The sequence below is a fragment of the Paenibacillus lignilyticus genome (assembly GCF_017942085.1).
GTDB classification, from domain to species: domain Bacteria; phylum Bacillota; class Bacilli; order Paenibacillales; family Paenibacillaceae; genus Paenibacillus_Z; species Paenibacillus_Z lignilyticus.
This window is the reverse complement of the sequence record NZ_JAGKSP010000017.1, coordinates 81,398-104,518: the sequence shown is the minus strand read 5'-3', so window position 1 is coordinate 104,518 and position 23,121 is coordinate 81,398. Positions and strand designations below refer to the sequence as shown.

Sequence of the window (23,121 nt, the reverse complement as noted above, 5' to 3'; positions counted from 1 at the left end):
AATGTCTTCCTACTTTCAATTAAAAAAACTTGCACGAAAGCAACGAAAGCCCTAACCTCTCTAACGTCCTTGCGGTTCCTCGACCGCGCCAGTGTGAATCCGTGTTCCTTAAAGCAGCCGTGAATAAAAGGAATTTGAATGTGGTGATCTGAAGGGTAATCACAACGAATACGAGGAAAAAACCAGAGGTTACACTTGATACAACTCCTGATTATACACACAACCGGGCAGGAAATCAAGTTCCATTCTTTTCTTTTCTTTGGAAACTTCAACGATATGACATTTGTCATGCGAAACAGATTACATTCATGCATGTCGGACGCAGAAGCAATTCGGTACACTAAGGACATCAAAGAAAGCGAATCGAGGAGTGAGCGATCATGAAAGCTGCAATACAGCTAACCGGAGTCAGCAAGGTGTATAAAGAGAAAACGGCCGTCAACGATTTGACGTTATCCATCGCGGAGGGAACCGTCGTGGCATTGCTCGGTCCGAACGGCGCGGGCAAAACAACGACCGTATCCATGATACTCGGCATGCACAAGCCGACGAAAGGCACGGTGAAGCTGCTTGGCGGCGATCCCCGCGATCAGCAGGTGCGGGACCGAATCGGCGCGATGCTGCAGGATGTCAGCGTAATCGATGGACTAAAGGTAGGCGAGAGCATTGAATTGTTCCGCAGCTACTATAAGAAGCCGCTGCCGCTCGATTACCTATTGAAGGTTTCCAACCTGGTAGAAGAGAAGAATAAGTTCGCAACCGCGCTGTCAGGCGGGCAGCAGAGAAGGCTTGGATTCGCGCTGGCGCTTGCCGGCGATCCGGATGTTATTTTTCTCGATGAACCGACCGTGGGAATGGATGTCACTTCGCGCCAGCTGTTCTGGGATACGGTCAAAGCGATGGCAGGGAAGGGCAAAACGATTGTATTGACCACGCACTATCTGGATGAGGCCGACAGCGTTGCTGACCGCATTATCGTGATTAATAACGGGAAGCTAATCGCCGATGGTACGCCAAGCGAAATTAAAGCCGAGACGACGGGACGTGTGATCTCCTTCATCGCAGGCGACAGCGTAACAACCGAATCCTTGCTTGCACTTCCGGATGTGACGGATGTGGAATGGAGCGGTCGTAAAGTGAAGCTGTACAGCTCCGACACGGACCGGCTGATTATAGCGTTGGTTGAGAAACGTTTTGATATGCGCGACATTGAAATCCAAACCGGCGGGCTCGAAGATGCGTTCCAAGCGCTTGTTCAACAAACGTCGAATTAACGAAATAACACCTGAAGGATCAGGATAAACTAACGGGAGTGAATGATAATGAATGGAACTATGATGAAGGCGACCCTCGCCCAATGTAAGGCGGAGCTGCTGCGTACGGTTCGCAATAAACGGTTTTTTATTTTCTCCATCGTCATGCCGATTATTTTCTATTTCCTGTTCTCCAACATCGTTGGCGACAATAAGGTTGTCGGCGGCGTGGACTGGTCCGCCTATTATCTCATGTCGATGACTTGCTATGGCATTATCGGAGCCAGCTTCTCGACCTATAGCATCCGATTAGCACGTGAGCGCTCGCAGGGTTGGATCCGCATGCTGCGCATTACGCCGCTGCCGTCATGGGCCTATATCGTATCGAAAATCGCGTCTCAAGCCATTATCAATCTCTTCATCGTGGTGATGATGTTCCTAATTGGCGGTATTGCGAAGGGTATCGAATTGCCTGCTACGACCTGGATCGCCAGCGGAGCATGGATCTGGCTCGGCGGGTTGTCGTTTATGACGCTTGGCACCTTGTTCGGCACGATGCGCAATCCGGATGCCGTACAGGTATTGAGCACGGTTGCTTATATGGGTTTATCCGTTGTGGGCGGTCTGTGGATGCCGTATGAAACGATGTCTTCCACGATGCAGAAGGTTGCCGAGGTAACACCGACGTACCGACTTGGGCAGGGCGCTTGGAACATTATCGGCGGCCATGCCTTGGATTGGTCGGGAATCGGTATCTTAGTGATTTACGTAGTCGTTCTGATGGTGGTATCATCGTGGATAATGAAAAAGCAGGAAGCGGTGTAACTGCATGCCCAAAATGATGAGGCGGCCTCCAGTAGGCCCGCCTGTCTTGTTCGCTATGATATGGTTAGTTTATCTTGTGTTTCCGCTTTATCATTTATTCAATCAAACGCCGGCCAGAGCCGCGATGGGACTGACGGCGGTTGTTGTCTTTATCGCCATTTACATTTACAGCTACTGTTACGAGCGGGGGCGTCTCTTGTGCATACTGGGGATGCTTCTTATCATAGGCGTGTTTTGTTTCAGCGATGAGGCTTCCCTGTACATGGCTTTCTACCCGGCCCCTATAATCGGCATGCTGACGAGCCGCAAGCAGCTGACCATTGCGTTTGGCGGACTTGTGGCCTTGTTTGCGTCGACCATGTGGTATTGGAAGCTGTATGACGACACCGATGCGCTGCTGCAGTTTCTTCCGGCGATGATTGTCATCATTGTTATTCCGTTTGCTCTGGTGTTTGGCCGAAGGTCAAGAGAGCTGCGCCAAAAACTGATCCTCGCGAACGAAGAAATTTCGCGGTTGTCCAAGAATGAAGAGCGTCAGCGTATTTCGCGGGATCTGCATGATACGCTTGGTCACACCCTTTCGCTGATTACGCTGAAGAGCGAGCTGGCGGAGAAGCTGATCCTTAAGCAGCCCGAGCGCGCCGTGCAGGAGGTTCGAGATATTCAGGCGACCTCGCGTGCGGCGCTTCGTCAGGTGCGGGAGCTGGTGTCGGGGATGAATGCCGTCAAGCTGCGCGACGAGGTCGATCAGGCGAAGAAGATCTTAGCGGCGGCGAGTATCGTGCTGGAGCGGGAGGGGAGCGACTTTGATCGGGAGCTGCCATCGCCGCTACTCGATAATATTCTGGGGATGTGCCTGCGGGAATCGGTGACGAACATCGTCAAGCACAGCCGCGCGCGGGTATGTACCGTTCGGCTGGAATGGGAGCCGGGCAAGCTGAAGCTGATTGTGGCGGACGATGGAATCGGAGTCAGCAAGAGCAGTGAAGCTGCAGAATCCCGGCCGTTCGAAACAGGCGGCGGACTGGCAGGCGGCAATGGTTTGCGCGGGATGCGAGAGCGTCTCAAACTAATAGACGGCGATCTGGCCTTGGAGTCGGTAGGCAGAGGCACGACGCTGACGTTTACGGTTCCTTTGGTGGAGAAGTCATCGGCGAAAGAAGGAGGAAGATAAGCTGTGAAGATCGTAGTGGCGGAAGATCAAGGTATGCTGCGCGGCGCGCTGAGCGCTTTGCTGGATTTAGAAAATGACTTCGAGGTCATCGGCCAGGCGGAGAATGGCAAGCAAGCGCTGGATATGATCTGCGCGCTGTCTCCCGATCTCTGCGTCATGGACATCGAGATGCCGGAGATGAGCGGCCTTGATGTGGCGGAGAAACTGAAGGAGCTGCTCCATCCGTGCCGGGTAGTCATCTTGACGACCTTCTCCCGCTCGGGGTATTTCCAGCGGGCGATGAAGGCCGGAGCGCGCGGATTTCTGCTCAAGGATTCTCCGATCGACGAGCTTGGCGCAGCCCTGCGCACCGTGTCGCAAGGCGGCCGCGCGGTGAGCCCGGAGCTGGCGCTATCGTTCTGGGAGACGGAGAATCCGCTCACGGAGCGGGAGCAGGAGGTGCTGCGGCTTGCGGCTGCAGGCCTGACTGCCAGCGACATCGCGGGGCAGCTGTTCCTCTCCGCGGGCACGATTCGGAATTACTTGTCCGAAGCGATCCAGAAGCTGGAGGCGAAGAACCGCATCGATGCGATTGGAATCGCGGAGAAGAACGGGTGGATCTAGGAATCGCATACCCTTTCCCTGATTTCCCGCTAAAGTAGATCCCTAGCTGATCTACTTTTTCTTATATCCCCGATTTCACGTTAAAGTAGATCCCTAGGTGATCTTCTTTTTCTCTATTCCCTGATTTTCAGCTAAAGTAGATCTCTAGGTGATCTTCTTTTTCTCTATTCTCTGATTTTCCGCTAAAGTAGATCTCTAGGTGATCTTCTTTCTCTCGTATCCCCGGTTTCCTCCGATGTGGATCCCTACGTAAGCTACTTCACAGCTGTTGAGCGGAATCCATTACCTCTCATTGTTGCTAAACCACCATTTCACGTAGAAGAGCGGTACCTAGTACCTCTCATCGAGCCCAAACCACCATTGTACGCAGAAGAGCGGAACGCATTACCTCTCATTGGCACCAAACTATCATTGCACACTGAAAAGCGGAACCTATTACCTCTCATTGATGCCAAACCACCATTGCACGCAGAAGAGCGGTACCTAGTACCTCTCTTTGAACGGGTTCAATTAGAAAAAAAGGCTGCCTCTATCACCTTAACGATGACAGAAACAGCCCCTCGGCAAAAACAAATGTGAATGAATCGTTACTCCAGGCTCTTCTAGGCCTCAGTCTCTCCAGAGTCATTATCCGTCTTCGCCACGGTGAAGTAGAACTCGACGCCGCTGCCGTGGTTGCGCACGCCGAACGTGCTGCCATGAAGCAGCAAAATATGCTTCACGATGGCAAGCCCGATTCCGGTCCCGCCAAGTTCGCGGCTGCGGGAGTGATCGGTGCGGTAAAACTGCTCCCAGATGCGCTTCAGCTCCGCTTCCGGAATCGCTTCGCCTTCATTCCAGAGCGAGAGCAGCCAGCGATCCGGCTCCTCGGCAATGCGCAGCTCGATCGCGCCGCCTTGCGAGGTATGGCGGATGGCGTTGCTCATGAGGTTCGCGAGCACCTGCTCCAGCCGGAAACGGTCGCCGTAAGCCGTCATCTCAGCAGGCTCCACCGGCAACAATGCGTTCAACGCGATCGCCTTACGTTCCAGCGGCTCCGCGTGCCGCTGCATGAAAGCATTCGCGCATGCCCGCAGATCGAAGCTGCCGCTCACGAGACGATATTTGCCGGATTCCAGCTGCGCCAGGTCCAGCATATCGTTGACGAGACCCGACATCCGGCTCGTCTCGTCCATAATGACACCGAGATACTGCTCACGCTTCTCGGCGCCTCCGATGCCGTCCCGCAAGCCTTCGGCATATCCACTGATCAAGCTGATCGGCGTCTTTAGCTCATGCGACACTCCCGCTACGAATTCGCGCCGCATCGCTTCCAGCTGCTTTTCTTTCTCGAACTCTTCCTTGAGCTGCACATTCGCTGCCTTTAGCTCGTCAAGCGCATGCTGCAAGTTGTCAGATAGAAAATCAAACGTTTGCGACAGGCTTCCGATCTCATCATTGCGCTTAATACCGCTCTTCACCGAGAAATCCAGCTTGGAGAGGCGAAGCGCCACCTGGTTCAGCCTCCGCAGAGGTTTCGTAATCATGCCGGAGTAGAGGAAGGACAGCAGCAGAATGAGCACGACCGCAAGCCCGTAGAAATACAGATAAAAGTCTTTAATAACCATCCCGGCATCGCTGACCGGCTGCAGCGAGGAGACAGCAAACAGCACTTGGCGCGCACCGTCGTTTGAAGGAAGCGCGGCTGCCGCAATAAGCTGGTTATCGCCGAGCTTCATCGGACCGAACCCTTGCGCGCGATACACGACGGTTTGCCCGCTGCCGAACACCTGATTGACCTTCTCGGGATCCTGCAGCCACTGGATAACGCCTGTCATTAGATTGTCCACTTGTTCTTGGGAGACCGGATTTTGTATCATGCGCATCACATCGCCGCTCAGCTGGTCGATGCTGATCGTGACACTCCTCTGCTTCGTTCCGGCTCCGATGGCCATCGTTTTAATTCCCTGTTCATCGAACTCGAATTTAGCGGTCAAGGCGAAGTATTTGCTCTCGAACGGTCCAAAATAAAGCGGCAAACCGCTGCCCCTGGACGTCACGGACGTTACATCTCCCGGCATCTCGTCCATATAGGGCATCCTGTACGCCCCAATAAACTTCTGGAACGTGACTCCCTCATCGTCAGCAGTACCCGGCTGAGGCTTCGGAGCGACCGTATCCCCCCTATGGGCGGGACTCGACGTGGATGTGCCTGGCTCTGCCGAATCCCCTCCGGGCTCAGGCGTATCGCCTACCGTAATATACTTGTCCCTCAGAGCAGTAAATTCATACGTAATGGCCTTGATTTTCTGCCGCTCGTAATAGCTCTCGAAGAAGGTCAGCTGCAGCACCATCATGAGGGTCGTGAAGGCGATAAACACGATGGCCGTGACGGTAAACAGCTTAAACGCAACGCTCCGCCCGCGCTTCATCGTTTCACCTTAAACTGATAGCCGTTGCCGCGCACGGTGCAGATGAGGTCCGACTTAACGCCCAGCTTCTGCCGCAGGCGCTTAATATGGGTGTCGACCGTTCGCGCATCGCCGAAATAATCGAAGCCCCACACATGATTGAGCAGCATGTCGCGAGATAGTACGATGTTCCGATTGCGATACATGTAGAGCAGCAAATCGTACTCCTTCGGAGACAGCGTAAGCTCTTCGCCTTCGACCTTCACCTCGTGCGAAGCTTCTCTAATCGTTAGCCCGTCCAACGAAATCACGCCGGCATCCTGACCGTCCGTATTCGTCGAAGCTGAAGCTGCGGCCAAGAGCTCGGCTCGTTTCAACAGGGCTTTGACCTTCGCAGTCAGCTCCTTAGGGCTGAACGGCTTCGTCATGTAATCATCCGCGCCCAGGTCGTAGCCAAGGAGCTTGTCGTCTTCGGCTGACCGAGCCGTCAGCATAATAATCATGACATCGGACCTTTCGCGAATCGAACGGCAGACGCTGTAGCCGTCCAGCTTCGGCATCATAATGTCCAAGATGACGAGCGCGACCGATTCTGCTCCGAACCGGAGCAGCGCTTCCTCGCCATTGGCCGCCTCGATAACCTTAATATTTTCCCCGTGCAAGTAGTCGACAATAAGCTGCCGCATTAGCGGCTCATCCTCGACAAGCAGTACATTTCCGCTCACAATACCGTTTCCTCCTTCATTGTCACACAGCTGTCACATCGCGCTTTTACAGTTACAAGTGAGAAGAAGCGGTTCGCGCCGTTCTATAGCTCAAAACGAGCAGAAAAGGATCCCGAAATCGATTTTCTGCTCGTTGAAACAAAAGGATTCGCTCCCACTATCGTATAGGAGGTTGTTATGAAATTCAATCGCTTGCTGCAGCGAGACGGCAGTGCGGCGGTCGTGTTCCTTCTGCCGAGTCTGATCGGCTTCGGGCTATTCTTCCTGATTCCGTTTGCGGCGGGATGCTACTATTCGCTGGTAGACAGTCCCGTGAACGGCAGTTTCGTCGGCCTCTCCAATTACGCGGACCTGCTGCAGAGCAGCTCATTTCGCAAGGCGGCATCCAACACCGCGTTATTCACGGCCGTAAGCGTTCCGCTGCTGATGGTTCTGTCGCTTCTGCTGGCGATGCTGCTCACGCGCGATGTGTATGCCCGAAACTGGCTGAGGACGTTCTATGTGATGCCGCTTGTCGTTCCGGTCGCGTCCATCGTCATGCTTTGGGAGATTTTGTTCGACAGCAATGGCTTCCTGAATGCCTATTTGCATGATTATGGCCTGGCAACGAAGGACTGGATGGGCTCGGGAACGGCAAGAGCCGTTGTATTGCTGGTCTTCCTGTGGAAGAACGCGGGCTACAACATGGTGCTCTTCCTGGCAGGTCTGCAAAATATTCCGGAGGACTATTACGAAGCAGCGTCCGTGGAAGGTGCGGGCTGGTGGTGGAAGCTGCGCCATATTACGCTCGTATACTTAACGCCAACGGCGTTCTTCGTTTTCGTCATGTCCGTTATCGGTTCATTCAAAGTGTTCCGCGAGACGTATTTAATCGCAGGGGAATATCCCGATGAGAGCATCTACATGCTGCAGCATTATATGAACAATATGTTTCTGTCCTTGGATTACCAGAAGCTGACCTCGGCCGCATATGTCATGGCGCTTGTCATCACGGTGTTTGTTGCAGTGGTGTTCAGGCTGGAGCGGGCGCTGAGGAGGCGGATGGAATGAGGGACAAGCCGAGAATCTTTGCCAAAATCATGCTTACTTTCATGCTTGCTTTATTCGCGGCAGGTATGTTGTTTCCGCTTGTATTTACGATCAGCAATTCCTTCATGTCGGAGGATGAAATTACGGCCGCATATGGCATTTTATCGCCGAGTGCGGAAGGCGATTCCGGAGGCGCGTCCGATTCGAAGGCCGGCCAATTCGCCGTGCTCAAGCTGATTCCGGACAAGGTGACGCTCGAGCAGTACGGGGAAGCGCTCTTCAGAAAACCGCAGTTTCTGGCTATGTTCTGGAATGCGGTTGTGATGACGGTGCCGATTATTGCGGGGCAGACTCTCGTTGCCGCACTCGCGGCTTACGCGCTGGGCAAGCTGCAGTTTGCGGGAAGGGACAAGCTGTTCTTCCTCTATCTCATCACGATGCTGATGCCGTTCCAAGTAACGCTTGTGCCGAATTACATCATGGCGGACCGGCTTGGACTGCTGAACAGCTTCGGCGCTATTATTTGGCCGGGCATCTTCGCGGCCTTCGGCGTCTTCTTATTGCGCCAGTTTATGCTGCAAATCCCTACGGCTTACGTGGAAGCAGGCAAAATGGACGGCGCCGGCCATGCGCAGCTGTTCCTGCGTATTGTGCTGCCGATGTGCAGGCCGGGACTTGCCGCGCTCGTAATTCTGCTCTTCATCGACAACTGGAACATGGTCGAGCAGCCGCTCATCCTGTTAACCGATGCGGCGAAGCAGCCGCTGTCGGTCTATCTTTCCCGGGTACGGGAAGGGGAGCAGGGCATCGCTTTTGCCGTTTCTGTGCTCTACATGGCGCCGATGCTGTTTATTTTTCTCTATGGCGAGAACGATCTGATTGCCGGGATTCAGCTCTCCGGGCTGAAGGGCTAGCGTAAAGAATCCAAACAAACATCTAGGAGTTGAAGGGAATGTCCACGATGCTGGACGATAACCGATTAAAGCGGCGTAAACGGCTGATGGGAACAGTGCTGATCCTTTTCTTTGGCGCGCTGGCCGTGCTCACTTTCTTCTCGAACACGATTGCGGGCATGGCATTGCCGAAGGTGACGGTGACGAAGCCTGCTTTCGGCCAGCTGGAGCGTACGATTGCCGGCGAAGGCGAGCTGGAAGCCGAGAAAACGGAGGAACTGTTCGCCGAAGGCGACGGCGACGTGACGAAGATTCATGTTGAAGAAGGCGACGCCGTGAAGAAGGGGCAACTGCTGATTTCTTACGATACGACAGAGGCCAAGCGGAATCTGGAGGATGAAGAAACGCGGTATGCGCAGGCGAAGCTGCGGATGGAGAAGCAGCGGGAGCAAGTTGTAGACGCGCTGCGACAGGACGATCAGTCCGCAGTCCGCGATCTGAAGCGTGAACTGGAAATTGCGGAATACGACCTGGACATCCAGCGGCGCAAGCTGGAGACGATGCGCGATTCCATTGAGAACGCCAGCGCTGTCAGGGCACCGTTCGACGGCATTGTCACCAAGCTTGAGGCGACAGAAGGACTGCCTTCGCCGCGGGGGCAGGCTGTTGCGGTCCTTGCAGATGTGAGCCAGGGGCTGGTTTTCAGCTTCACGGATGATGCGGATGATGCGGACAAGCTGCGCGTCGGCGAAGCCGTTTCGCTTTCCGTTGTTAGCGGTGAGAGGTGGAAGATGGCGAAAGGGACGGTCGAAGACATCGAGGATGCCGACAGCGGGAATGCAACGGGCGGCTCCGGCGATACCGAAGAACGCGAGAAAATTACGATCAAGCTCACCGGGCAGGAGCTCAAGCTTGGGGATCAAGTGAAGCTGTCGGTGAAAAAAACCGGGAAAATCGGCGGGATCATCCTGGCGAGCGGTACGGTGCATCAAGGCAGCGATGGTTATTTTGTATGGATCGTCAAGGAGAAGAAGGGGCCGCTCGGGAGCGTGTACACCGCCGAGAAGGCTGCGGTCACGATTGGGGATTCGGATGAAACGAATACCGAAATTATGGACGGCATCATGCCGGATGAGCAAATCATCGAAGAGATGAGCGAGCCGCTGAGCGAAGGCCAGCGTGTCCGAATGAAATAATCCCATTAATCATTAGGAGTGTTAACGATGAAGATGAAGTCAGCCAAGAAGATAAAAACAATCAAATCCGGCTGTGTCAGCCTGGCATTGATGACGGCCCTGTCGGCTTGCTCAAGCGGCAATGGCGGAAATGCGGACGGGGAGCAGCCCGCCGTCAAAACCAAGGACGGCAAAACGGTCGTTTCCATTTCCGTCCTGAAGAATGACCGGTTTCTCGAAACGGCGGAGAAGCAATTCGAGAAAGCGCATCCCGATATCGATATTCAGATTCAGGCTGCCGTTGCAACGCCGGAGATGGGTAAAATGGTCACGAAAGCAATAGGCGGGGAGGAAAACCCGGCGGATGTGGAAAAATTCGTAAGCACAGTCAATACGGAGCTGATGTCAGGCAAAGGTGCCGACATTATTGCGGTGCAGGATTTACCGTTCAACAAGTATGCGGAGAAAGGGCTGCTGGTTGATCTTCGAGCGCTGATGAAGGACGACAAAACGTTTAACCTTCAGGATTATTACGAAGGCATTATGGATGCGGTGACGAACAGTGAAGGTAAGCAGGCGGCAGTGCCGGTGAAATTCTCTCTGGATATTATGCTGGGCAGCAATGCGGATTTGACCCAAGCAGGCGTTAAAGTCGACGACAGCAAATGGACATGGGCGGATTTTGCGGAGATTGCTCATAAGATCGCGAAGGACGAGGACGGTGACGGCAAGCCGGACCGTTACGCCATGACAGGGATGACAAAGGAACAGCTGCTGAAGCTGATGGTCGAGTCGAGCTATGAGCATTATGTGGATACGGCAGGAAAGAAAGCATCGTTTGATTCGGGAGATTTTGCGGCTATGCTGGAGAACCTGAAGAGCTTGTACGACGATGGATTGATCAACGATCAGATGGCGGGCCGCGGCCAGCAATCGTTTGGCCATATGAATCTGATGATGCCGATGGAGCTGGTGATGCTTCCGCAGATGATGTTCCAGGGCGATGGCGGCGGCGAGGTTTTCCAAACCCCGTCCGGCGGCGAAGCGAAGGGCATGACGTTCGACAGCGATCTTATGCTTGCCCTGAATGCGAAGTCGGGCGCGAAGAAGGAAGCTTGGGAATTCTTGAAATATTTGCTCTCTGCGGAGATGCAGGGAACGCCGGGCATGTTTGGCTTCTCGGTGCGCAAGGATATGACGGCAAAGCAGGTCGAGGAATCGATGAAGATGTTGACGAGCGGCAACATGAAGATGTCCACTCCCGAAGGGGAAGTTTCGCCTCCTACAATGACGGATGCGGACATCAAGAAGATCGTGGATATGATCCCGCGCATCAAACGTTACAGCGGTGAAGATAACGCCATCATGGATATGGTGAAGGAAGAAGCGGCGGCGTTCTTCGAGGGCCGCAAGTCGGCCGAGGAAGCGGCGAAGCAGCTGCAGAACCGGGCAACGATTTATTTGAACGAATAACAGTACGAATGGGCATGGAAACACCTTCGGGAAGCGGCTGCGGCTGCATTCTGCGGGTGTTTTTTATTGTCAGTTTGTCGTGGACTGCTCCACCCACCCTAGTATGCAGGGTGAGATAACAGTAACAGAGTAAAATGATCAAGTCCCTTCCCCTTTACATGGGAGGGGGTTTTTCGTGAGACGGGATGCTGATAAGAGCGGCATATCCGCATAAAGTCTATGAATATCGCCGGATGAGCTCACTTCGAGCTTCGAACCGGCTCGATAAGCGTTATATCCGCTAATCGGAGCCCCAACTAGACTAGTTTTGCTGCCTTAAGCGGCATATCCGCATAAAGTCTGTGAATATCGCCGGATGAGCTCACTTCGAGCTTCGAACCGGCTCGATAAGCGTTATATCCGCTAATCGGAGCCCCAACTAGACTAGTTTTGCTGCCTTAAGCGGCATATCTCGCTTAAAGTCTGGGAAATCCACTCGATGTGTTCATGTGGAGAGTGCAAAAACCGAACTCTCAGCATCCCCAAACGCGGTAAAGCGCGTGCCCCGCCCCCATGAGAGTTCCAAAATCGAACTCTCAGTAACAAAACCGTCCGAAAAAGCAGTTGATAGTGCAGAAACCGAACTCTCAGCATCCCCAGAGACGGGAGAAGTGCCGGGATGAGGACTTGAGAGACGGAAAACCCGACTCTCAGCGGTAGAACCGCGTGAAAAAGCAGCTGAGAGTCGCAAAACCCGACTCTCAGCACCCCAAAGTAGGGGAAAACGCCTGCGCCAGGGTCTGAAAGTCGGAAAATCCGACTCTCAGCGGCAAAACCGCATGAAAAAGTAGCTGAGAGTAGGAAAGCCCGACTCTCAGCATTACCCCTCGTTTCGCAACTCCATCTCGAAGGTTAAACATATAGTAAAAACGATTAATATCCATAAAATTGTAAATGATAGACAAATTTTGTGATAAGCTAGTAGGAACTAGATTGCTAGATTTGCGAATAGCAGGGGGATCACGAGAAGCATGAGAACGAAGAAGTGGATCAAAATCGCACTCATCGTCGCCGCCATCGGCACGACAGCGAGTCAGCTGGGAACGGCGCCGACACGAGCGCATGCAGCAGCAGCAACCGGATCACCGAGCGAGTGGGCGAAGCAAGAAATCCAAGATGCGATTTCGAGCGGACTCATCCCATATGGATTAACGAACAGCTATCGATTGGCATTGACGCGGCAGGAATTTTGCGAAATGGCGGTTCAGCTCTATGAAGTGCTGACCGACACGAAACCGGCGGATCCGAAGCAGAATCCGTTTCGGGATACAAACAACCCTCGCATCGGCCAAGCCTACGAGCTGGGCATTATTAAAGGGACAAGCCCCAACACGTTCTCGCCCAAGGCGAATGTAACGCGGGAGCAGCTCGCGCTGATGCTTTATAACACGCTGGCCAAAGCCGGCTTCCAAACGAAGCTCCAAGAGGGAAAAGGAACACCGCCGAAATTCGCGGACGACAAGCAGCTCGCCCAGTGGTCGCGCAATGCGATCGGCATGCTGGCCGGAAACGGCATCATGAAAGGCGATGTGAGCGGCAATCAGCTGCGTTTTCAACCGCGCGTGACGACGACACGGGAGCAGGCAATCGTGCTGGTGTACCGGATTTTCTCGCGGTTCGGGACGTATTTTGTGAACGATGAGGAAGATCTCCTGGGGGCGGCCAAACAATCGCTTCCGGTTGTCATTAAGAACGAACAGATGCAGGAAATCTACACCCGAGCGAGAGCGGTCCTTGCGGAGATCATCCGTCCGGGTATGACCGAATATGAACGCGAGCTTGCGATTCACGATTATATTTTGCAGCATACTGCCTATGATTACGAGAATTACAAGAATGACACCGTTCCGCCGGAATCCTACTCCGTGTATGGGGTGCTGATGAATGGCATCGCGGTATGCCAAGGTTATGCGGGGACGGCAGATCTGCTGCTAAGTATGGCGGGCATTGAATCGCATATCGTAATCGGTACGGCAGACGGCGGCAGCCATGCGTGGAACAAAGTGAAGATTGACGGCGCGTATTACAACCTCGATGTAACATGGGACGATCCCGTTCCGGATGTGGCGGGGCGATTGAACTACGGCTACTTCAACGTGACGGATGAAGCGCTTCGCGAGGATCATGCATGGAAGGATACGCTTCCGCAAGCTACAGCCAATACGTTTAACTATTATGTCATCAACGGCCTCACCGTGAACAATCAAGCGGAGTTCGAAGCGAGAATTAGCAGCGCCGTGGAGGCGCGCTTGACCTCCGTCACCATTAAACGCACGTATAAGGACGAGCAAGGACCGAGCGGCTGGGAAGCGCTGCTGAGAAACTATGGCGATTCTCTCGCATCCTATTCCTACACGATGGATAACAGCGGCGTTGTGAGCTTCAAGTTTAAATACCGTTAATGCTACAATGAAGACAAAACTACGGACGGAGCCTCATGATCCATGATTCGAATTGTTGCCGTTACGAATGATCACCATATTAAACAGCTGAACAAGCTGGAGGACTTAAACCAAATCGCGCATCTAAAATGGTACTGGGTCGATTTCTGCGAGCCGACGGGAGAAGAAGCTAGGCTTCTCGATGACTACTTTCATTTTCACCCGCTGGCTATAGAAGATTGTCTCCTTTACTTGCAGCGTCCCAAAATGGACCATTACGACGACGTGCATTTCTTCGTGCTTCACGCGATCCACGAGCAGACGCTTGAGGCATCAGAGGTGGATGTATTTGTCGGTCCGAATTTCTTGGTGACCTACCATCAGCTGCCGCTCCATGAGGTCGATCGTGCTTGGGATAAAATCATCCGCAAGCCGCATACGGAAGCGCATGGCAATCTGCATGCCGCATATACGGTGATGGATGAGCTGGTGGATCAATATTTTCCGGCGCTGCAGGCGATCGAGGATCAGCTGCTGGAAATCGAAACAGGCGGCACCGACCAAGGATTCCGGACGGACCTGAGCCAGGTGTTCGAAATTCGAAACAAGCTGCTCCGATTGCGCAAAACAATCGTTCCCATGCGGGACCTGCTATACCGTATCCTCAATTCGCAGCGGATCGAAGCCTTAAAGCATTACCATTTGTTCTTCACCGATATCTACGATCATCTGCTGAAGCTCGCGGAGATGGTGGATTCGAATCGCGATATGACGTCGGATCTGCGCGATCACTATATGTCGCTGAACGCCAATCGGATGAATGCCATTATGAAAACATTGACGGTCATTACGGTGATCTTCATGCCGTTAACTTTTATTGCCGGCATTTATGGCATGAATTTCTCCAATATGCCCGAGCTCGGCTGGCATGCCGGCTATTATATGGTGCTGGTGTTTATGGTGCTGCTTGCTGCGGGCATGTTTGCATGGTTTAAGCTCAAGGGCTGGTTTGAATAGAGAAATTATCCTTAGGGAACGGTAAGGAATACGACTCAACCCTAAGGAGGCGGCAGGAATAATGGCAAGAAGAAGTCGGAGAAAACATCTGGTACCGGGCGCTGATGCTCAAATGAGCGCATTTAAGGCGGAAGTGATGCGGCGGGAAGGTTATGTCGTGAATCCGAGCAGACCCGATGATGTGAAATTTGAAGTAGCCAAATCACTCGGCATTCCGCTGGAGCACGGTTACAACGGCCAACTATCGACGGAGTCGGCAGGTCAAATTGGCGGACAGATCGGCGGAGCGATGGTCAAAGAGCTTGTGCGCATGGCGCAGGAGAAGCTGGCACGCCAGAATAACGAGCATTGATGAAGGCCATCAACTATTTATGCGCTTAACGAAACCATCGGCGGATCGCTGGTGGTTTTTTTTGCTGTTTTACGAATGGTTTTCAGTTATTTTTCAGAAACGATTCATACTGTTTTCATCTTCGTCGGTTATGCTGGGGGTAACATGCTGAGTAGGATGGGGGATTGGACGATGCCTGCCGCAATACTGGTCATCGAAGACGATTATTATATACAAGAGCTCATTGCTGAGTTTCTGCGGGCTCAACAATACGAGGTGGATGTAGCGGGGGACGGACTGGAAGGCTGGGAGAAATTCCAGCAGTCGTCGTATGACCTCGTCATATTAGACTTAATGCTGCCTTCCATGCACGGCTACGAGATATGCCGCAATATTCGCGAGCGTTCCGATACGCCGGTCATCGTACTGACGGCACTTAGCGAGGAGAAGGATCAGCTGCGCGCGTTCGAGGAAGAGGCGGACGATTATGTGACGAAGCCGTTTTCTTTTCACGTCTTGATGAAGCGGGTGGAGGCTGTCCTTCGGCGCACGCGCAGCGGGCAGTCCGGGGAGCAGCTGTTTGACGGAAGACTAAGGCTGGATGCCGACGCGTACAAAATCTTCGTCGACGGCAAGCTCATCGACACGACGACGAAGGAGTTCGATATCCTGCACACGCTCGTACATAACGCCGGACGGATTATGACACGTGATATGCTGCTGGACAAAGTATGGGGCTACGACTACTACGGCGACTCCCGCATCGTCGATGCTCATATTAAGAATATCCGCAAGAAGCTCGGGATCTCCGTCATTCGCACGGTAAAAGGGGTCGGCTACTCGCTGGAGTCTGAGCTGGCGTCGGTGGAAGGATGATCCGGCGCAAGGGGATACGGTTTAAAATCTTCATGGTTACGGCTGCGCTGCTGGTCGTATCCGCGCTGCTGATCTACTTGACCCTCTACTTCATGCTGCCGGGTTATTACAAGAACATCAAGCAATCTCGGCTCGAGAGCAGCTTCAGCGAACTGGTGAAACAGATCGACGGCGTGAGTGCGGCTGATGCCATTCCGCTCATGGCGAAGTTTGGTCAAGAGCATAATGCGGCGCTCATGATCCGCGATAAGGAGGGGCAGGGGTATTATATCCCGCCGAGTTATCGGGGAATGAACGGCTGGCTGTCCCGAAATGCGAGCTACCTGGGCATGCGCAAGCAGCTTGAAGCAGGGCGTGCGCTCGATAGCCGCGATGTGATGAAAGGGCCGGGCGACGGTAATGGCAGCGGCCAGAACATGCATATGCTGAGCGTCGATAAGACGATTAGATTCGCGGAAAGCGACGATCCTTATACGCTGTCCGTGGATGCCCCGTTGCAGCCGATCGGGGAAGCGGCGGATGTCATCTTGCTGTTCCTGCCCTACATGTTGATCCCGATTCTCCTTATTGCAGTGGGTGGGGCGCTCATCTATTCGCGTTTAATCGCGCGGCCCCTTCTCTCGCTTAACCGAGTGGCAAAGCGGCTGGCCAAACTCGACTTCTCCGTAACGAAGCCTGCCCTGAATACGAAGGACGAGCTGGGCGAGCTGTCGCTAAGCCTCAGCAAATTGGCGGTTAATTTGCAGCTGACGATGGGGGAGCTGCAGGATGCCAACGCGCAGCTCAAGAGCGATATTGAACAGGAACGCGAACAGGAAGCGAAGCGCCGGGAGTTTGTGGCGACGATTTCCCATGAGCTCAAGACGCCGATTACCGCGGTAAGCGGTCAATTGGAAGCCATGATTGCGAACGTGGGCTCTTATCGCGATCGGGACAGATATTTGCGCCAATCCTATACGATCATGCAGGACATGGATAAGCTGGTGCACGAGATCTTGGAGCTGTCGAAGCTGGAGAGTCGGGATTTCCGCCCGCTGATGCGCAAGGTGGACCTATCCGAATTGGTTCGGGAATCGATGAACAATCTGAGCTATCTGGCAGGCGTCAAACAGCTGAGGCTGGAGGTCGAACTGCCGGAGGAAGCGATGATTACGGCCGATGAGCGGCTCATGTCGAAGGCTGTGGCGAACATCATCACCAATGCCGTTCAATATTCCGGCGATGCGGAGCGGGTCGTTGTTCGGTTATCCGAGGAGTATCGCGCAGCAGACGAGGGGAGCGAGCAGCAGGTGAAGTCGCTTCATCCGTGGTACAGGCTGGAGGTGCTGAACACCGGCGTGCAGGTGGAGGAGTCGAAGCTGCCTCGATTGTTCGAGCCGTTCTACCGGGTGGAGCAGTCACGCAGCCGCTCCACCGGCGGCAGCGGACTTGGTCTCTATATTGTCAGCAAAGTATTGGATGCTCACGGCGCTGAATATAGCATCGCCAATACGGCTGAAGGCGTACGCTTCAGCGTAAGGGTGCAGGGAGCGGCTTGAGCCATAGTAGAAACAGGTTACCGGACATTAGATTCTGTCGCGTACGACAGCTAATGTCCGGTTTTTGAGTTGTTCGATTTCAGCGATAAGGGCGGCGCGTTTCGCTGCGTAAAGGGCTTTCATCCCTTCATCCTTCAGTGCGGCTAAATTGATTTCCACCGTTAAGAGCGCGGATTGCGCAGCGGCTTCAAGGAGTAAGGCGCCGATACCGAGATCGGAGATGACATGCGCATTCGTGCAGGAAGCGATGCTTAGTGTAGACAGAAGCGCCGCTCTGCACACCTCCATCAGCCGGAGCGGCGCTTCGATGGCGGCAATGGTCGCGTTATGGAGCGCCTCTTGGCGAACAGCTTTCTCAGACTCATTCTGTTTAGGCAGCTTCAATGCATGCATATAACCGTCGAAGGCTGAAATGTCTTCGGCGAGCAGCGATTCACAAGAGGCGGAAAGCCGTTGCATCTCGTTCAATGCAGCGTTAACTTGAAGCCGTGCATCGGCGTACTTCTCTCCTTGCGAGAGATGGGCCGCCATTGCGGTCATGGCCGTGCCGAGCGCTGCGGCAAGGGCAGCGGCGCTTCCGCCACCGGGAGTGGGGTCGGCGCTGGCCGCCTTCTCTAAGAAGCGGCGAATGGAATCATCCCACGATACTGTAGTCATCGTCACGCATCTCCTTTCATCGACGTTTGGATATCCATTGCTTTCATCAGATTGCGAAACAGAATCGCGGTCGTTAAGGTGCCGACTCCGCCGGGAACCGGTGAGACAGCAGCGGCTCCATCGCTCAGATCCGAAGCGGCATCGCCGGTGATCGAACCGTCTGCACGCTCGTTAATGCCTGCGTCGATGAGGATTAAGCCCGGATGCACCATATCCTTCGTAATCATATTCGGCTTGCCGACCGCCACGATGGCGATTTCCGCATGTTTCAGCTGAGCAGCCAGATCCGGCGTCCTGGAATGGCAAACGGTCACGGTAGCATGCTCCCGTTGAAGGAGATGAAACAGCGGAAGGCCGACGGTTTGACCCCTGCCGACTAAAGCCACGTTGCGACCCTCTAGTTTGTACCCGTAATGCTTGAGTAACCCGATGCAGGCCTGCGGCGTTGCGGGATAAAGTCCCGTGTCATTGCCGGTGTAAACCGCAAGTTTGTTGGATGGAGTAACGCCATCGATATCTTTGGCAGGGGCGATGCAAGCTTCAATTGCAGATGCCGATAAATGCGCGGGCAGAGGGAGCTCGAGCATGATGCCGTGCATGTGTTCGTCCTCGTTAAGCGTAGCGATGACGCGCTTCAATTCCTCTTCCGAGACATCATTCGCGAAAGTATGGAGCTGAAACGAGATACTCAGCTTCTCGGCAATCTTCTGCTTGGAGCTTGCATAGTAAGCTGAGGCAGCATCACCTTCGACCAGCAGTGTCGCCAGAGACGGCTGTTTTCCATTCTCTTTCCATTCCTTAACGCGGGCCGCTATTTCCGAATACACGAGCTCAGCCGCTTCTTTCGCTTTCAGTACAATGGCCATTAGAGATCCTCTCCCTCACCTTGAATGTACGGTCGATCAGAAACGAAAAAAAGCATCCGCAGGCAGGCTAGTCCTCAGACATAGCCAGCCGCAAATACTTCTCCCCAGGCGAACGGTGTAATTCGATCCGCATGCTCCCTCGTGGTTCATTCCACTGATTTCGCCAGTTGCATGCAGCCTTATTTTCCTAGAGTGTAGCATGAGGAGGTGCCTTTGAACAGGGCTGTGCTATAATGTTGCTGGATCTTGGGTAATTGCGAAAGGAGCAACGCGCTTGTGCTGACAAACTGGCTCTATCCCAATTGGCTGCGGAATCAAGTCATTCGCAGCAAAATCATCGCGATCTATATTCCGCTGATCATTGTACCGCTGCTGGTGCTGGGCTTTGCGTCCAACACCATCTACACCAATGCGATCGTCGACAAGACGATCAGCAATGTGAGCGACAATTCCTCGCTGATCATTACGCGTATGAATGGTATTCTGACGAATGCGGAAAGCTGCGCCAATATACTAACGATCAACTTAAACCGCGTCATTCAAGACCATAACAAAGGGGAAATTAGCCGGGAACGTTCGCTGCTGCTGTCGACCCTGATTACCAATCAGCTTAGCTTCGCGCTGCTTGTTTTTCCGGATGTGGAGAGCGCTGCATTCATTGATACCTATGGCACGATCTATGGTACATCGGCTGCGATTGAGAACGCCGGCGCGCCTCAGCCGGAGACGCTGCTGCAGACCCCGATGATGAAGCGCATTCGCGAAACGACCGGCCAGAACATCTGGTTTCCGATGGACAAAAGAAGCTATCTGACGCTCGGAGCGGACGAGCCGGTTCTAACGGTGGGCAAGAAAATCAATAACATCTACACCGGCCAGGAGCTTGGGCTGCTGGTGCTTAATGTGAAGGAACAATCGCTTTCGGCGATTTACAATAACATCGGTAACGATCAAAGCGGCAGCTACATGCTGACAGATCAAGCAGGAACGATCGTCTCCTCTACTCATAAGGAGCAGCTGCTCAAGCCCGTGGAAGACAAGGCGCTTCGACAGTGGATCAATCAAACAAACAGCGGTTCGACAATCGATCGTTTCCTAGGGGAGAAGCTGCTTGTCATCAGCTCGGAGATGCCTAAGTTCGGCTGGAAGCTGATCTCCATGGAACCGTTTAATGCGCTGACGGCGGATAATCGCAAAATCACGGCGCTCATCATGACCATCGGCTTCTTCTGCTTCTTGTTCGCGCTGATGGGCGCGGGTATTCTAAATCGGCTCATCGCCAGGCCCATCGTACTGTTGACCAAATATATGAAGCTGGTGAAAGAAGGAAATCTGACCATCCAGCTGCCGGTCAAATCGAACGACGAGCTGGGCCTGCTCGCATCCGGCTTTAATACGATGCTTACGCGCATTAATTTGCTTCTCGATAATGTGCGATTCGAACAGAAGAAGAAGCGGGAGTACGAGCTGGCCCTGATTCAATCCCAAATCAAACCTCATTTCTTGTACAATACGCTCGACGTGATCTATACGCTCTCGGAGATCGGGCGAGTCAAGGATGTGCAGCGAACAACCAAATCGCTGGCCGATTATTACCGCATCGTCTTAAGCCAAGGTAAAGAGGCGATTCCTCTTCAGGATGAGCTGCAGGGGCTGCGCGATTATTTGGCCATTCAACGGATCCGGTATGCCGACGTGTTCGATTACCAAATCGATGTCCAGCCGGAAGTGCTCTCTTGTACCGTGTTAAAACTGACGCTGCAGCCGCTCGTGGAGAATGCCATCTATCATGGGCTGAAGACAAAAGGGACGTTCGGCCACCTTATCGTGACAGGCGGCATCGAAGGGCAGGATTTGCTGCTTACCGTCAAGGACGACGGAGTCGGCATTCCGCCGGAAAGGCTGGAGACGTTGTTGCGGCCAAGCGCAGATTCACCGAACACAACGCCCGCCGCAGTGCTGTCTGCTGCCGGAAATACCGGCAGTTCGTTCGGGATGCGCAGCGTCGACAGCCGGATTAAGCTGTATTTTGGAGATGGGTACGGACTTACGCTAATCAGCGAGCCCGGCGCGGGAACGGAGATTCAAGTACGATTGCCTATGGAACAGCATGAGGAGACAGGAGGCGGCAGGCATGTTGAATTTACTGATCGCGGATGATGAGTCTATATTCCGCGAGTATTTACGCACGGTGCTGGACTGGGAGCTGTACGGCTACCGGATCATTGGGGAAGCGAAGAATGGGCTGGAAGCGCTCGAGATCGCGCAGCAGACAACGCCGGATATTGCGCTTGTCGATATTACGATGCCGTTTATGGACGGGCTGGAGCTTGCGCAGCGGTTGAAAGAAGACTACCCCGGCATCAGCATTGTGCTGATCACGGGCCATAACGAATTCGACTATGCAAGGCGCGCGCTCAAGCTCGGCGTCGAGGACTATATCTTAAAGCCCTTTTCCAAGGATGAGCTGACGCTCACGCTGCTGAAGCTGCAGGAGCATCACCGCAAACAGAGGGAAGAGCAGTCGACGCATCTGAAGAATCTGCAGCTCATGAAGGAGAGCGTGCTGAACCGGCTGGTCAGCGGAGAATTGGCGGAGCATGAGGACGTGCTTCTGCAGCAGCTCGGCTCCTACCAGCTGCAGCTGGATGCCAAGGCTTATGCGGTGGCGTGCATTGAGATCGATGAGATCGATCGCAAGTGGGGCGAGGTAAGCGAACGGCTGCTGTGGAAATATGCCGTGACCAACATTCTTGCGGAAGCGATGGAGGATTCCGGAGGGAAGCCCGTTATCTTCAATGGACCGGAAGGCCGCATCATCTGCCTATATGGCTTGCCGCATGGCGCAGGCGCAGGCGCCTCGATCAGAGGCTCGCAAGCCCAGGCCGGGCTTCCGAAGCTGGAGCCGTTCGAGAAGCTGTGCATGCTGATCAAACGCTATTTGAAATTAACGATCACCATCGGCGTTGGCCAAATTTACGGCGGGATTGGCGGCATTCGCTGCTCGTACGAAGAAGCGCTCACGGCGCTTCAGAATAAGTTCGTGCTCGGCAATGATCGCGTCATCGCTTTCGGGCAGCACATCTCGAAGGAAGGTACAGGCGTGCAATATCCGCCGGAGCTTGGCGATGAGCTGCAATTGCTGCTGCGCGCGCAAGATGATGTGAGAATCGATGCTAAGCTAAGTGGGCTGTTCCGGCTCATCCGGGAGCAGAAGCTGTCTATCGACTATACTTATGTGATTTGCATGAGCCTCGTATCGGTCTGTCTCGGTTATGTCAGCGAAGCAGGCCAGCCTATAGAGGATTGCTTCGGCGAGCATTTCTTCCCGTATCACGAGATCCGCGAGCTAGCTTCCATAGACGAAGCGGAGCTGTGGATGAAGGAGCTGTTCGCCAAGGCCGTTCACTATACGAGGCGATACAAGAAAACAAGATCGTCCATCATCGCGCAGGCGGCAAAAGCTTTCATCGAGGAGCAATACGGTGATGCCGAGCTTGGGGTAGAGAAGGTAGCGCAGCATGTATTCATCAACGCCAGCTATCTGCGCGCCGTGTTCAAGAAAGAGAGCGGGATGACCGTCACGGATTACATCACGCATATTCGGATGAATAAAGCGAAGGAGCTGCTCGGAGCAGGCAATCGCAAGCTGTCGGACATTGCGGAGAGCATCGGATACAGCGACGGCAGCTACTTCAGCAAGAGCTTCAAGAAGTTCTTCGGCTGGTCGCCGAGCGAATACGAGAATCGGATAAAAGGGAATGAAACGATGCGCGGATAATACAAAACGCCATCGTTTTTTCCATTATCGGGGGAGAAACGGCATTTTATAATGAGAAACGTAAGGGAAGCACACAGTAATAGTAATAGGGGAGG

Annotated in this window: 19 protein-coding genes and 1 riboswitch; of the genes, 15 read left to right on the top strand and 4 right to left on the bottom strand. The window is 53.7% G+C overall.

Going from position 1 to position 23,121, the window contains the following annotated elements; all coding sequences use genetic code 11:
• Positions 1–380 precede the first annotated feature (380 nt).
• Genes I8J30_RS27185 through I8J30_RS27170 form a run of 4 tightly spaced genes read left to right on the top strand, consistent with a single transcriptional unit; the run spans position 381 to position 3,855 of the window.
• Positions 381–1,274, top strand: a complete 894-nt coding sequence (locus I8J30_RS27185; protein ID WP_210663517.1) for an ABC transporter ATP-binding protein — start codon at positions 381–383, stop codon at positions 1,272–1,274.
• Between the two features lie 48 nt (positions 1,275–1,322).
• A complete protein-coding gene (locus tag I8J30_RS27180; RefSeq protein ID WP_210663515.1) occupies positions 1,323–2,078 on the top strand; it encodes an ABC transporter permease in 756 nt (251 codons plus the stop codon).
• A 55-nt stretch (positions 2,079–2,133) separates the two neighbouring features.
• A complete protein-coding gene (locus I8J30_RS27175; protein ID WP_240548424.1) occupies positions 2,134–3,252 on the top strand; it encodes a sensor histidine kinase in 1,119 nt (372 codons plus the stop codon).
• A gap of 3 nt (positions 3,253–3,255) precedes the next feature.
• Positions 3,256–3,855, top strand: coding sequence for a response regulator transcription factor (locus I8J30_RS27170; RefSeq protein WP_210663511.1), 600 nt, complete (start codon positions 3,256–3,258; stop codon positions 3,853–3,855).
• A gap of 602 nt (positions 3,856–4,457) precedes the next feature.
• Here the strand turns inward: I8J30_RS27170 and I8J30_RS27165 are convergent.
• Positions 4,458–6,266 carry a sensor histidine kinase gene (locus I8J30_RS27165; RefSeq protein ID WP_210663509.1) on the bottom strand — a complete coding sequence of 603 codons (1,809 nt, stop codon included), beginning with the start codon at positions 6,264–6,266 and terminating at the stop codon, positions 4,458–4,460.
• Positions 6,263–6,970 carry a response regulator transcription factor gene (locus I8J30_RS27160; RefSeq protein ID WP_210663507.1) on the bottom strand — a complete coding sequence of 236 codons (708 nt, stop codon included), beginning with the start codon at positions 6,968–6,970 and terminating at the stop codon, positions 6,263–6,265. Before I8J30_RS27160 ends, I8J30_RS27165 begins: the two co-directional genes overlap by 4 nt.
• Positions 6,971–7,147: 177 nt before the next feature.
• Between I8J30_RS27160 and I8J30_RS27155 the strand changes: the two genes are divergently transcribed.
• From I8J30_RS27155 to I8J30_RS27115, 9 genes are all read left to right on the top strand, one after another.
• Positions 7,148–8,020 carry a carbohydrate ABC transporter permease gene (locus I8J30_RS27155; protein WP_210663505.1) on the top strand — a complete coding sequence of 291 codons (873 nt, stop codon included), beginning with the start codon at positions 7,148–7,150 and terminating at the stop codon, positions 8,018–8,020.
• Positions 8,017–8,913 carry a carbohydrate ABC transporter permease gene (locus I8J30_RS27150; RefSeq protein WP_210663503.1) on the top strand — a complete coding sequence of 299 codons (897 nt, stop codon included), beginning with the start codon at positions 8,017–8,019 and terminating at the stop codon, positions 8,911–8,913. The genes I8J30_RS27155 and I8J30_RS27150 overlap by 4 nt, the downstream gene beginning before the upstream one ends.
• A 38-nt stretch (positions 8,914–8,951) precedes the next feature.
• On the top strand, positions 8,952–10,088 hold the full coding sequence (locus I8J30_RS27145; protein ID WP_210663500.1) for an efflux RND transporter periplasmic adaptor subunit: 1,137 nt from the start codon (positions 8,952–8,954) through the stop codon (positions 10,086–10,088).
• A gap of 27 nt (positions 10,089–10,115) precedes the next feature.
• On the top strand, positions 10,116–11,540 hold the full coding sequence (locus I8J30_RS27140; RefSeq protein ID WP_210663498.1) for an ABC transporter substrate-binding protein: 1,425 nt from the start codon (positions 10,116–10,118) through the stop codon (positions 11,538–11,540).
• Positions 11,541–12,550: 1,010 nt separating this feature from the next.
• Positions 12,551–13,981 carry an S-layer homology domain-containing protein gene (locus I8J30_RS27135; protein ID WP_210663496.1) on the top strand — a complete coding sequence of 477 codons (1,431 nt, stop codon included), beginning with the start codon at positions 12,551–12,553 and terminating at the stop codon, positions 13,979–13,981.
• A gap of 42 nt (positions 13,982–14,023) precedes the next feature.
• Entirely contained in the window at positions 14,024–14,977 is a 954-nt protein-coding gene (gene corA / locus I8J30_RS27130; protein WP_210663494.1) for a magnesium/cobalt transporter CorA, read from the top strand.
• A 61-nt stretch (positions 14,978–15,038) separates the two neighbouring features.
• On the top strand, positions 15,039–15,329 hold the full coding sequence (locus tag I8J30_RS27125) for a small, acid-soluble spore protein, alpha/beta type (protein ID WP_210663492.1): 291 nt from the start codon (positions 15,039–15,041) through the stop codon (positions 15,327–15,329).
• A gap of 171 nt (positions 15,330–15,500) precedes the next feature.
• The gene (locus I8J30_RS27120; RefSeq protein WP_210663573.1) at positions 15,501–16,184 is read left to right on the top strand and encodes a response regulator transcription factor; all 684 of its coding nucleotides are present in this window, start codon (positions 15,501–15,503) and stop codon (positions 16,182–16,184) included.
• Positions 16,181–17,722: a sensor histidine kinase gene (locus I8J30_RS27115; RefSeq protein ID WP_240548417.1), complete on the top strand. Its 1,542-nt coding sequence runs from the start codon at positions 16,181–16,183 to the stop codon at positions 17,720–17,722. The genes I8J30_RS27120 and I8J30_RS27115 overlap by 4 nt, the downstream gene beginning before the upstream one ends.
• Before the next feature lie 27 nt (positions 17,723–17,749).
• Here the strand turns inward: I8J30_RS27115 and I8J30_RS27110 are convergent, their stop codons facing one another.
• Positions 17,750–18,379 (bottom strand): cyclodeaminase/cyclohydrolase family protein, encoded by a 630-nt coding sequence (locus I8J30_RS27110; protein ID WP_210663490.1) that lies wholly within the window; start codon positions 18,377–18,379, stop codon positions 17,750–17,752.
• 2 nt (positions 18,380–18,381) lie between these two features.
• Positions 18,382–19,245 (bottom strand): bifunctional 5,10-methylenetetrahydrofolate dehydrogenase/5,10-methenyltetrahydrofolate cyclohydrolase, encoded by an 864-nt coding sequence (locus tag I8J30_RS27105; protein WP_210663488.1) that lies wholly within the window; start codon positions 19,243–19,245, stop codon positions 18,382–18,384.
• A 95-nt stretch (positions 19,246–19,340) separates the two neighbouring features.
• Positions 19,341–19,426, bottom strand: a riboswitch (ZMP/ZTP riboswitch).
• Positions 19,427–19,521: 95 nt separating this feature from the next.
• On the opposite strand from I8J30_RS27105, the gene I8J30_RS27100 reads away from it, so the two are divergent.
• Both I8J30_RS27100 and I8J30_RS27095 read left to right on the top strand, forming a co-directional pair.
• Positions 19,522–21,405, top strand: a complete 1,884-nt coding sequence (locus I8J30_RS27100; RefSeq protein ID WP_210663486.1) for a sensor histidine kinase — start codon at positions 19,522–19,524, stop codon at positions 21,403–21,405.
• Positions 21,380–23,026 carry a response regulator transcription factor gene (locus I8J30_RS27095; protein ID WP_210663484.1) on the top strand — a complete coding sequence of 549 codons (1,647 nt, stop codon included), beginning with the start codon at positions 21,380–21,382 and terminating at the stop codon, positions 23,024–23,026. Before I8J30_RS27100 ends, I8J30_RS27095 begins: the two co-directional genes overlap by 26 nt.
• Positions 23,027–23,121 lie beyond the last annotated feature (95 nt).

What these genes read in the sequence shown, in the direction of transcription:
- I8J30_RS27185 (WP_210663517.1), top strand. Translation starts at nt 381, where the DNA reads ATGAAAGCTGCAATACAGCTAACCGGAGTCAGCAAGGTGTATAAAGAG.
- I8J30_RS27180 (WP_210663515.1), top strand. Translation starts at nt 1,323, where the DNA reads ATGAATGGAACTATGATGAAGGCGACCCTCGCCCAATGTAAGGCGGAG.
- I8J30_RS27175 (WP_240548424.1), top strand. Translation starts at nt 2,134, where the DNA reads ATGATATGGTTAGTTTATCTTGTGTTTCCGCTTTATCATTTATTCAAT.
- I8J30_RS27165 (WP_210663509.1), bottom strand. Translation starts at nt 6,266, where the DNA reads ATGAAGCGCGGGCGGAGCGTTGCGTTTAAGCTGTTTACCGTCACGGCC.
- I8J30_RS27155 (WP_210663505.1), top strand. Translation starts at nt 7,148, where the DNA reads ATGAAATTCAATCGCTTGCTGCAGCGAGACGGCAGTGCGGCGGTCGTG.
- I8J30_RS27150 (WP_210663503.1), top strand. Translation starts at nt 8,017, where the DNA reads ATGAGGGACAAGCCGAGAATCTTTGCCAAAATCATGCTTACTTTCATG.
- I8J30_RS27145 (WP_210663500.1), top strand. Translation starts at nt 8,952, where the DNA reads ATGTCCACGATGCTGGACGATAACCGATTAAAGCGGCGTAAACGGCTG.
- I8J30_RS27140 (WP_210663498.1), top strand. Translation starts at nt 10,116, where the DNA reads ATGAAGATGAAGTCAGCCAAGAAGATAAAAACAATCAAATCCGGCTGT.
- I8J30_RS27135 (WP_210663496.1), top strand. Translation starts at nt 12,551, where the DNA reads ATGAGAACGAAGAAGTGGATCAAAATCGCACTCATCGTCGCCGCCATC.
- corA (WP_210663494.1), top strand. Translation starts at nt 14,024, where the DNA reads ATGATTCGAATTGTTGCCGTTACGAATGATCACCATATTAAACAGCTG.
- I8J30_RS27125 (WP_210663492.1), top strand. Translation starts at nt 15,039, where the DNA reads ATGGCAAGAAGAAGTCGGAGAAAACATCTGGTACCGGGCGCTGATGCT.
- I8J30_RS27120 (WP_210663573.1), top strand. Translation starts at nt 15,501, where the DNA reads ATGCCTGCCGCAATACTGGTCATCGAAGACGATTATTATATACAAGAG.
- I8J30_RS27115 (WP_240548417.1), top strand. Translation starts at nt 16,181, where the DNA reads ATGATCCGGCGCAAGGGGATACGGTTTAAAATCTTCATGGTTACGGCT.
- I8J30_RS27110 (WP_210663490.1), bottom strand. Translation starts at nt 18,379, where the DNA reads ATGACTACAGTATCGTGGGATGATTCCATTCGCCGCTTCTTAGAGAAG.
- I8J30_RS27105 (WP_210663488.1), bottom strand. Translation starts at nt 19,245, where the DNA reads ATGGCCATTGTACTGAAAGCGAAAGAAGCGGCTGAGCTCGTGTATTCG.
- I8J30_RS27095 (WP_210663484.1), top strand. Translation starts at nt 21,380, where the DNA reads ATGTTGAATTTACTGATCGCGGATGATGAGTCTATATTCCGCGAGTAT.